We start from the raw sequence: 10,126 nt of genomic DNA, 5'->3' as shown, positions 1-10,126 counted from the left end.
GATGGAGCGCCGCCAGTGCGGCCGCTCCCGCACCGACACGGTTCACGCGGGTATCCAGTTTATTCACCTTGTTGGTCACATTGCGGATATCCTGGGAAGAAGCGATGCCGGAAACGGAATAGGTACTGCCGTCATTGCGGGTGAAGTTCAACGTATCCCCGCTGAGCGAAGCGGACGACGTATACCGATCCTGCAGCCCGGTGATGGTCGCTTTCGTCCCGTCACTGTTTATCAAGGTAGCGGTACCTGTACCGTCCGCGGCATAAGTAGCCGTGCCGCCGGTCACTACCGTATCCTTGGCATTGACGGTATATGTCGTTGTATTCCCGGTCTTCTTGGAGGTCACGGTTACATTGTCTCCCGCTTCTACCGCCGTCTTTTCAATCCCCAGGCTGCTTGTATCGACGGACAGGTTATATCCGACTTTCTTGCCGTTTTCCACCTTATCCGTAATCCGTACCGTCCCGTCCGTAGATTCCATCTTGGGGCCGCTGACAGTGTATTCCTTCCCGCCGTCGGCATTGGCGGTTTCCGTTACGGTCGCATAATCTCCCGCTTTCACGGTAGTATGTTTCTTTTCCGCCGCTTCCGCCTTGGCTTCCACTTTCTTCAACTGTGCCACGTTGACGGCGTCCGTGTCTTCACTGCCTGCCGCCACACCGGTAATCTGGCGTGTCACATGTTTTGCCGCATCACCTACGGAAACAGCCGCCTCTGTGGCTTTCCATGTAGAAGAGGTATCTGTAGATGCCGCCTTGGTGGACGGGTCATAGCCCGCTACACCGGCATCAACGGCAGACACGGATCTCGCGCCGAGCGCCACGCCGCCCGATACGGTCACGTTGGCATTACGGCCGATAGATACGACATCCGATGCGCTTGTCGTGATCACACTGTCTCCGGAACCGAGGATAATGCTGCCGTGCGCCCCGGCAAGTTTTCGCTTATTGCCCAGCACGAGAGCGTCATTCGTATCGTCTACCATATTTTCGGAACCGATAACGGTCACGTGATTGATATCTTTGCCGATATTCAGATACCCGTCAATCATATTGTACTTACTTTCATGTCCGGCCGTACCTGTCAATGTATTCCCTATGCCGACCAGTTTGGAATGCGTCGCATAATCAGCTATATTACCGCCGCCGATGGCAAGGACGGCACCGCCGCTGGAGGAAACATATTCGCCCAGTTTTCTTGCCAGTGCTTCCGTATCTCCGGTTTTAGCTATGTTGGCAATTTCCGCCAGATTGAAGTCATTTCCATCTTTGTCTTTCAGGTCACCGTAGGAATTTTTGACGATATTTCCCGCTCCGAAAATAAGAGACGCATTCGCATGGTCGGTAACATTGACAGTACCGACAATGCTGTTTGCCACGCCGTCATACTGCTTACCGCTTTTCGCGTTGATCGTGTTCATCGTGCCGAAAATACTTGCAGTTGCTGCCTGAGGTTCACTGTTTATATTAATGGAAGATCCCAAACCGGCAACAATAGAAGCCGTTCCTCTTGCCCCCTCATTATTATAATTCGGAGCAAAATTCAATTGTCCATTTCTATCGTTCACGCTGTAATAATGCGTCTTGGCTGCCGCCGCTGCGGATTTCACCGCTTTCAGCTGCGCCACATTGACGGCGTCCGTATCCTGTGTACCGGCCGCTACATTCGTAATCTGACGGGTAATTGTACCTACCGAGGTCGGAGTTGCCGCTTTGCCTACGGAAACGGCAGCTGCCGTCGCTTTCCAAGTTGCTGACGTATCCGTAGAAGCCGCATCGGTCGACGGATCGAAACCGGCAACTCCCTTATCTACGGAAGCGACAGAATCCGCGCCGAGCGCCACACCGCCTTCTTTCTGCACGTTCGCGTTATGGCCGAGAATAGTTGCATTGGAAACGGTTGTTTCCATTTCACTGTCAGCCGAACCGATGATGACGCTGCGGGAAACGCCCGCCAGCTTCCTGCTGCTGCCGACGAGGGCATTCTGCGTACTGACGACGCCCGCGGTTCCGGTAACCGTATTATTGGAACCGACAATCTGAGAATCCCGCACATAATCGACGGTATTCGCATCCCCTACAGTTACGACGGCGCCGCCGCCCTTGGCGGTTTTAATGGCTCCGCGCAGTTTTTCCGCTACGCCTTTGGCGGAGGAAGCATAGTCTGTCCCTGTGTTAGGCAATTCAATTTTAGCGATCGAATTGGTCACTTCATTTCCGGAACCGAGAACCAAGGCTCCATTTGTATTAAATGTCCTGTTCGCCGTACCTAAAACGTTGGTCGCCACCCCGGCAAACGCCTCGGTTGCCGTTTGAGATTCGATAGTATTCAAAGATCCGGTAATGCCGGCGCCCAAGTTTCTCCACCGGCCCGCAGCATAATCTCCGGAAATAATGGAATAAGCGCCGGTCACAGTGGCAAACGCGCCGTTGCCGAAACTGTTGGTGCCCAAGATGGTCGCATTCATCTGCTGATTGGCGGCCGCCATTTTGTCAGCGTCGGAAGTGTCGACCGTAGTATCCCCTATTTGGCCGGTATATTTGTGGGTACCAAGCATCAGGCTGCCGGCGGGCATAAGCATTTTCACCGATAGCAATGCCGCCGGACATTTTCTGTACATCTGTTGCAATCTGGATCGTATTTCCTCCCGTGTCAGTTTCCGTCTTGGTTTCGTACTGATTCATAATGAACGTTGCTTCCGTGGAGCCGGTCATATTCTGTACATGAGAGTTCTGCCCGACAGCAATACTGCCGCCCTGATTAACGTAGTTTTCAATATAGCTGTTGTTACCGATAGCTACATGCCCGCCGGACCACTGCTGGACACCGCCGCTATGCTGTACGTTGGCATTGGTTCCAATTAAAACCATATTGGCCGCATTGGTTGTATTGTATGATCGAGCCGTCGCCGCGTCATGGGAACCGATCACGACCGTCCCATCCGCATGCTCATTAACGGTACGGTTGTCGCCGACCACAACGACATTCTTCACGGGATCCGTCGCAGACCCCTTGATGATGTTGTTGGAGCCGATGACGGATACATGCTCCACATTTTCGACGTCATTCTTAAAACCGGTGATGAAGTTGTAGGTACTCGGCCTATTGCCGGTACCTGTCACGGTGTTATTGACGCCGATGATGGATGTTTTCTGTGTGTAATCGGCTTTGTTGCCGCCGCCGATGGCAAGGGTAGCGCCACCGCTTTCGCTATTTCTTACAGCGCTGCGCAATGTATCTGCCAGATCTTTTGCTGAAGCGCCGCCGCTGGACGGGGCATTAATGCTTGTAACTGAATTGGTGATCTCATTACCGGCACCGAAAATCAGGGAACCGTTGGAGTTGAAAGCCCGGTTCGCCGTACCGACGATGCTGTTCGCCACGCCGGAATATCGAGAAGAAGCAGTGGCAGATTCAATGCTGTTCAGAGAACCGGTAATGGTGGCGCCGAAATTCTGTCCGGCATACGATGAAAAACCACCCCCATCATATTTACCGGAAATAATTGAATAAGCACCATTAACTGTGGAAAAGGCGCCTTGATTAAAGCTATTTGTTCCTAAGGTAGTTGCATTAATATTGATTCCATACTTGCTTGTATCAGATGTATCTACAGATTGGTCACCTATATTCCCCCTATAATTATGGGAACCAATCATAACACTCCCAGTCCGTGCATAGGTGTTATCGCCAATAGCTATACTTCCTGCCACATTCTCTGGATTGTCGGGAATTTGTAATGTCCCCAAAAGATTTCCAGAGTGATAGGTTGTTTGCCCCAATGCAAATAGTGATTCCTGCTTACCGGTCATATTATTAATCTTGGCATTTTTGCCGATGGCAATACTGCCACCCTGACTGGCATAGTTATCAATAACAGCCCCACTGCCCACAGCCACATCACCGGTAGCGTTGCTTGCACCGTTAGAATACTTAATAGTTGCACCCTTACCGACAGCCACATTTTCCGCTTTCGGTGCGTTACTGCCCGTACCATACGCCACGCCGTTGCCCGAACCTGTTGCCGTATCAGCAGCATCAGCCGCATAACCGCCCATGAGGAACCCTATCCCCACGGCAGTCGCCAACACCGCTTTCGCTGCTTTTCCCGAAGCGCTTTTCGTATGGCTCTTCGCCAGTTCCGACGTCACCACATAAGCATGTTTCACCTTGCTCCATACAACCTTGTAAATACGATTCATGAATCCACACTCCTTTGCCATATTTCCTTTTTCATCTACATTGAAGCGACTATAAATATATTAAAAAACGATACTTTATTGTAACATGAATATATAGAAATAGGAAGAAGGTAAATTCTTTCTTGAACGAGCTCCGTAGCGTAATCAGACATATGTGACAAGCCCTCATGCGGAATAAGTTAAGAAGAATTCTGTTGCCACTTCATTGGATGATTTAAATCCAAGTGTCCGTATGGTAATCCTCGCTTACTTTCGTTACTTTGGACACCTTACACTCCAAGGCCAAAGGAAGTTCCGAAAACACCGGTGCGTCCACAAACTCGCTCTTCGCCACATGAAGTCCGGTGCGCGCCACCTTATCAGGCACACGATTCTCCGACACAATTCCCAGATAATCCGCTTCCGCCATCATGGAAATAGTCGCTATGCTTACGTAACCGCTTTCTTTTTCAATAGATTCGCCACAGTCTTATGGGTATGGTCCAGCATTGAATCCTACCTGGTTTGCATCATAAATCCCGCCCCAGGCCGCCACCATCCCGTCCGCCGTGCCATCCGCGTCATAAGAGGCAATCACAAGTACCGGCTGAGGGCACAGTCAGGTATTCGGTTTAAAATTCTATTTCATGATTTTTCCTCCTGTTCTTAATTATCTATGTCTATTTTTTGATACAGCCGTCTTTATTACATTCAAATATTTTTTTCTCAATATCATCATCTTCTTCATTACGTTTGAACGCTTCAATAATATAAGGATATTCTTTCAAATGATATATACAATATCCTTCTTTATAGTGCTGTGTATTTTTCTGCATATAATTCCACACCTTTTCCCTATCATCACTCACATCACCTTTTTTCATTTCAATTACAAAAAGATTATTCTTTTTTCTATCATGGAAAATAATATCCGGACGAACTTTTTTCCCTTCACTATTATACTTCTCATCGCCTTTTTTACCGTAATCATTATTATATTCAAGATCAATATAATAACCCATTTTATCTTTTAATGCATTTGACAGATAATACCCCAATCGGAAACTTATACTTTGCTCATGCCCAATTTCTCTGCCTCTCTGATTAATAAGATTAGGAATTTCCCTATATACTTGATCCATACATTCTTTTATTACCGACAAATATTTAAAACCAAATCCATCCATTTTTCATTTTCCTCCTTAGTTCCTACCAGACGGCTTTTTTCAAATCATTTATTTTACACTTCAAGAACTATGGCATCTATTATTACAACTTACCGCTTCTTTCCTGTCCCTCAAATGCTTCTCTTCCAGCACCTCATAGGCTGCCGTTTTGTCTATAATCCGGTGCATGAGCGTGTCCATCTCGCTTCCTTTGGTGTAATCCGCCGGTACATAGTAGCGGATGCGTTCGTCCCGGATCATCCGGCGTACCGTATCTTTGCTGGCCGTATTTTCCAAATCATAGACGCCGACGGAATGGCCGCCCAATGAATTGACAAGGCGCATACAGGGGATATCCGTGACGCTGTTGCCGATGTATACAATATTCCTGAACGGAACGCGCAGCTCGCCTTCCGCAAAGTGGTCGTTCACCGCATTGTTATTGATATCCAGGGTTCCCTTCTCTATGCGGAAAAGAAACTGCGTCTTATTCGTGTAATTGATCACCTGCGCCGGCCAGCAGGGCTCTCCATGCTCATTGTAATAAAAGGAACTGGCGTAAATATGGGTAAAATCTTTCGCGATCGCCGTCCCTTCTATGATCTCCCGCAGACCGGAAGAAATGATGTAATGCTCCACAAGGATGCCCCGCTTTTCCCCATAGGCATTGATCCGGCGGAACCATCCTCTAATGCCGTCGTACAGCCTGACTTTACCGCCGTACTGTTTCAGCCTTTCCTTACTCAGTATTTCCTTCCCTCTGGCGCTCTGAAGCATTCTATACATGTACGCCAAATTCTGATCCATGCAGTGTACTTCCGCCAGCCGGTTCGATTCCGCCCAAAAGCTGTCCACATCATAGTCCACGGCACGGATATACCCGTCCTGCATATTTTCAGGGGAAAGCGTCCGATCAAAATCATAGCAGACCGCCAGCGCAGGCCAGTCCTCTATTTCTCTGCGCGCTGTTTTCATGATGTACACTTCCTTCCTACCCGTATCTTTTAAAATCATTATACTTCAATACAAAAAAAGAGCCCTTTAAAGCAAGACTCCTTCAATTTTCATATAAATATTTTACCCGCCGGTTAATAAACGAATTGAGTCCATGCCCCTGCGCCGCCTCTGTATCTGCAAATTCAACCTCAATATAGGTATCGCCAATCTCATATCCTGCTATACCGGAATTTCCATTTACATTTTGATAGATTTTCATCTATTCCCTCCATAACAAAATACAATAAATCATGCATGATTCAATACTTTTAAATAATCCCTTAAATAATATAATGAACTTTGTTCCGTATTAATGCATTCTTCCTGAGATATTCCTTTGAAGAAATCTCTTTTCATATAGAATAAAGGTCTTCCGGAAAAGTATCTTTCAGCTGTGGAAAAATTGCCTCCCGCACCTGTATACTTGGAAAACAAATGTTCATCCGCCTTTTGTCTTGCTTCATTAGCATATCCGAGCTGGGGATATAATGGCCTGTTATTACTGCCGGGCAAACCGCGGAGTAGCCATTGTTCAAAATCAGGAAATGACAAAAACATATTATTCCCAATATTTTCATTCTCCAGAAATTTAATAGTTGTAATAAGATTTTTTCTTTCCGTCTCTTCCTGTGCTCGGTCCAAATCACAAATAACAAAAACAATATCAAGGCTATCCCTTCGCTTTGTAATCCAATTCTTTATATCAACATATCCACCACCCTGATATTCCTTTACACTAAACGATATATTCAGATAATCCTTTTGGTCAAAAAGATAGAAAATGATATTTTTTTCAGTCTTCCCTTCCACCAGGAATAGAACCTTTTTCTTAGGTTTCCTTCTAGATGAAGCAGGTCTTCGAATGGATTTACTCACCGGCCCCACCAAACCTTCCTTTAAGATAATCTTCGTATAATTTATTTTTGTCATTACGAAGGTCAAAATCATCCAAAGAATAGACCTCTGATGACAAATCAGATTTTTTATTCACAATGTATAACTGCTGGGGATGAAAAACATTCTGATTCATCAAAAAAGGATTATGAGAAGTAATAATAAACTGCCCCTTATTTTCCTTCGTATTTATCAAATCATTAAACAACTCAAGCAAAGAACCCGTGCTGATGGAAGAATCCAATTCATCAATAGCCAGTACATCCCCATTGATCATATTGGTTATCAAAACATCCATTAAATGGCATATTTTTTGAATCCCTTTGGATTCTATTCCCAAATGGTAATTCTTTTTTCCCCGGAAAATAAGAACTTCATATCTGTCTGCCTGGATTTTTTCAAATCCGATATCCGTAATCGTTCCATCCAGCATATGAAAAACAGATAAAATACGCTTTTTATTATTTTCCCAAAAGCCCTTGTGTTCTTCGTTCACAACTCTGATGTCATTCCTATCCAGCAGAGGTACAACATCCCGGATATTTGTTTTTACGGTGGCTGCCAATTTTTGGAAAGAAGTAATATATTCCCCCATGTAGTCTTTCAGCTTCAGCAGATATAGTTCCGTAGAAACACCGGAAAATAACCGGATAAGGGCATCCCGCTCTTTTATACCGCTCAGATTTGCGATAGATAACTTCCCGTCAGAAAAAGAAAAAATTTCCTGTCCGTTTAAAACCAACTTTTCGGAAACGATTTTCTCACAGTCATAGGCAATTCGGTACACATAATCCTGATCACTTTTCACATCATATAAACCGATTTCAAAACCAACTGTTTCGCAGTCAAAATTAATCAGGTTCCGACGCATATCATCAACAGCACCTAAATTCAATCCGCGATTAATCATTGAAATGAGATGCTCCATGCCAAGCAGCACATTAGACTTGCCGGACGCATTCATTCCAAAAAGAACAACCGCTTTCATTAATTTATACTTTGGCGTGTGGATAAAATTATCTTCAAAACGGGTTTTTGTAATCCGTGTATGAGGTTTTGGCAGGAAATAAAGCTCCACCTTTTTCTTAACAGAAAGAAATCCTTCCATAGAAAAATATGTAATCATAACTATCACCTCCTGTCACTACTATATCAAATTGGTCCGATCAAAGTCAATAATATAAGCGTTTTTTTCGTTTATATTAATACGATCAAGATGAAGATTAGATCAATTCCCCTCCTGTAATCGTAATAGAAACAAAAGGTACGCCTCACGAAACATATGCCTTAAGACGAATCAAATGCAACAAAAAAGATGGTACAGCCACTCATGTATTATTTCCTGCCAATATTTTCCGTTTCAAAAAATGCCACCCCTTTTTCAGCCAGTCCCCATGTTCCAACATGACCACATCCGTCTCATAAATCTTTATATTCTGCTTTTCCAGCCATACATTAAAAAGACGTTCTGCAAGAAATCCAAATACTCTTTTTTCATATACGCTGCGCCCGGTCAGATCAATCCGTTTTTCCAACTCGAAAAGAATCGTAAAAAGCCAGGTGCAAAAGGAGTCTCCTGTTATCTTGTTGGGTTGGTCACTTGCAGTATAATAGAGTTCCTTCCTATTTTTTTTCACATATGGCCTGGTCTCTTACATTAAATCCTTTCTTGAACGGGTTCCAAAACACAACGACAGCATCGGCTTTAATGCACCGATGCTGTCGTTGCTTTTCGGGATGCGCGCATCCCCTGTATTATATGATTTTCCCGTCTGCCGGGTACTGTTCTCCGGTCAGGCAAGAAGGCGCTGCCCGTCATCGCATACAGCGATAATCGGGCTTACGCTTCAGGCGAAATATGGGAACCGTATATGTCACGGTAATCGCCTTTTTCCTTATTACTTTTATTATTGACACGGAGGCGTTCCACCTTATGCCGGTCGTTATCCTTGCCGGAAATACGATCGACACGGGTACGATCCAGATCCTTTATCCGATTGATTTCGGGTTCGAATTCTCCGATCGCTTTTGCCATGTTATTGTCAATCGGCGCGCCGTTCTGCAAAGCACGGTAGATGATAGCCGCAAATTCATAGCGGGTCATGGAACGCTCCCCTTTAAATTCACCGTCGGGGTATCCTACCAGAAGGCCCCTGTCGGCCAGAGATTTTACATAGCCATATGCCCAGTGATCCTGCGGCACATCCGGGAAGGTGACATCTTTCATTTCCGTCATGCCCGCCTGCATAGCCCCGCGCATAGCCTTTATTTCAGCGCTCTGCGCCTTGACAATCGCTTTTAAGTCTTCCACTTCTTTAGCCAAAGCGACCCGTGATGTGGACACGTGGTTACCCTGTCCCAGCTTGAGGCTGACACCGGCATTGACCATGTTTTCGCCGCCGCCGAAGGAGCCGCCCACGCTGAACATGGTGTCTTCATTCGGACGATAGAACGCCCCGATCGCCACGGCGCTGGCATCTTTGTAGTTGCCGTAGCCGGCTGCCACATCCCACTTGTCATCCGGATCAAAATCCAGCGGATGGAGCGCCGCCAGAGCCGCCGCCCCTGCGCCGACCCGATTCACGCGGTCTCCCAGTTCATTGACGGCACCGCCGATAGTGCGGATCGACTGGTTCGTGTTCCAGAGCTGAGCGCCGTTTACCGCATCGGTGGAGGTGGAGGAAACATCGCCTGCCGCCACATTGGTGATCTTCTTATTCCCTGCGTTGATGCCGCTGTTATCGATCTTCACGTCTCCCACCGTCAGGGTATTGGTGGTCACGCTATTAAGCCCTTTCAGGTCTTTGGCCATGCGGACTTTCAGGTTATTGCCGCCGTCGGATACGACACCGAGGTTGTCATCGTCCGTCAGTTTGGATGTATCCGTAA

The 10,126-nt window shown here is 46.4% G+C and carries 10 protein-coding genes; all 10 read right to left on the bottom strand.

The genetic code is table 11. The annotated features are described in order from the left end of the window. Window positions 1-2,488 (bottom strand): beta strand repeat-containing protein (locus tag HMPREF0080_RS09140; RefSeq protein ID WP_050808823.1); only part of this gene is annotated, 2,488 nt, incomplete at its 3' end. 4 nt (window positions 2,489-2,492) lie between these two features. Further along, the gene (locus HMPREF0080_RS10245; protein WP_083817913.1) at window positions 2,493-4,202 is read right to left on the bottom strand and encodes an ESPR-type extended signal peptide-containing protein; all 1,710 of its coding nucleotides are present in this window, start codon (window positions 4,200-4,202) and stop codon (window positions 2,493-2,495) included. Window positions 4,203-4,416: 214 nt separating this feature from the next. Next, a complete protein-coding gene (locus HMPREF0080_RS09135; protein WP_006790251.1) occupies window positions 4,417-4,614 on the bottom strand; it encodes a hypothetical protein in 198 nt (65 codons plus the stop codon). Between the two features lie 247 nt (window positions 4,615-4,861). Beyond that, window positions 4,862-5,368, bottom strand: a complete 507-nt coding sequence (locus HMPREF0080_RS05240; RefSeq protein ID WP_006790250.1) for a hypothetical protein — start codon at window positions 5,366-5,368, stop codon at window positions 4,862-4,864. Between the two features lie 60 nt (window positions 5,369-5,428). Continuing rightward, window positions 5,429-6,322 carry an HAD family hydrolase gene (locus tag HMPREF0080_RS05235; protein WP_216436693.1) on the bottom strand — a complete coding sequence of 298 codons (894 nt, stop codon included), beginning with the start codon at window positions 6,320-6,322 and terminating at the stop codon, window positions 5,429-5,431. An 82-nt stretch (window positions 6,323-6,404) separates the two neighbouring features. Continuing rightward, window positions 6,405-6,563 (bottom strand): hypothetical protein, encoded by a 159-nt coding sequence (locus HMPREF0080_RS10045; protein ID WP_006790248.1) that lies wholly within the window; start codon window positions 6,561-6,563, stop codon window positions 6,405-6,407. Between the two features lie 29 nt (window positions 6,564-6,592). Then, a complete protein-coding gene (locus tag HMPREF0080_RS05230) occupies window positions 6,593-7,219 on the bottom strand; it encodes a hypothetical protein (RefSeq protein WP_006790247.1) in 627 nt (208 codons plus the stop codon). Next, window positions 7,212-8,363, bottom strand: a complete 1,152-nt coding sequence (locus HMPREF0080_RS05225; RefSeq protein WP_245527236.1) for an AAA family ATPase — start codon at window positions 8,361-8,363, stop codon at window positions 7,212-7,214. The genes HMPREF0080_RS05230 and HMPREF0080_RS05225 overlap by 8 nt, the downstream gene beginning before the upstream one ends. A gap of 202 nt (window positions 8,364-8,565) precedes the next feature. Next, window positions 8,566-8,874, bottom strand: a complete 309-nt coding sequence (locus tag HMPREF0080_RS05220; RefSeq protein WP_006790245.1) for a DUF4422 domain-containing protein — start codon at window positions 8,872-8,874, stop codon at window positions 8,566-8,568. Window positions 8,875-9,077: 203 nt separating this feature from the next. Next, window positions 9,078-10,126: YadA-like family protein (locus tag HMPREF0080_RS05215; RefSeq protein WP_006790244.1), on the bottom strand; the 1,049-nt coding region annotated here is incomplete at its 5' end.

Origin of the sequence: Megasphaera geminata F0357 (assembly GCF_000239275.1) — a bacterium.
GTDB lineage: Bacteria > Bacillota > Negativicutes > Veillonellales > Megasphaeraceae > Megasphaera > Megasphaera geminata.
Note: the sequence above shows the minus strand (reverse complement) of the source record. Positions and strands in the feature narration are given on the sequence as shown.

Bases quoted from the DNA above. Each gene is read 5' to 3' on its own strand.
- HMPREF0080_RS10045 (WP_006790248.1), bottom strand. From the start codon at position 6,563: ATGAAAATCTATCAAAATGTAAATGGAAATTCCGGTATAGCAGGATAT.
- HMPREF0080_RS05235 (WP_216436693.1), bottom strand. From the start codon at position 6,322: ATGAAAACAGCGCGCAGAGAAATAGAGGACTGGCCTGCGCTGGCGGTC.
- HMPREF0080_RS05240 (WP_006790250.1), bottom strand. From the start codon at position 5,368: ATGGATGGATTTGGTTTTAAATATTTGTCGGTAATAAAAGAATGTATG.
- HMPREF0080_RS10245 (WP_083817913.1), bottom strand. From the start codon at position 4,202: ATGAATCGTATTTACAAGGTTGTATGGAGCAAGGTGAAACATGCTTAT.
- HMPREF0080_RS09135 (WP_006790251.1), bottom strand. From the start codon at position 4,614: ATGATGGCGGAAGCGGATTATCTGGGAATTGTGTCGGAGAATCGTGTG.
- HMPREF0080_RS05225 (WP_245527236.1), bottom strand. From the start codon at position 8,363: ATGATTACATATTTTTCTATGGAAGGATTTCTTTCTGTTAAGAAAAAG.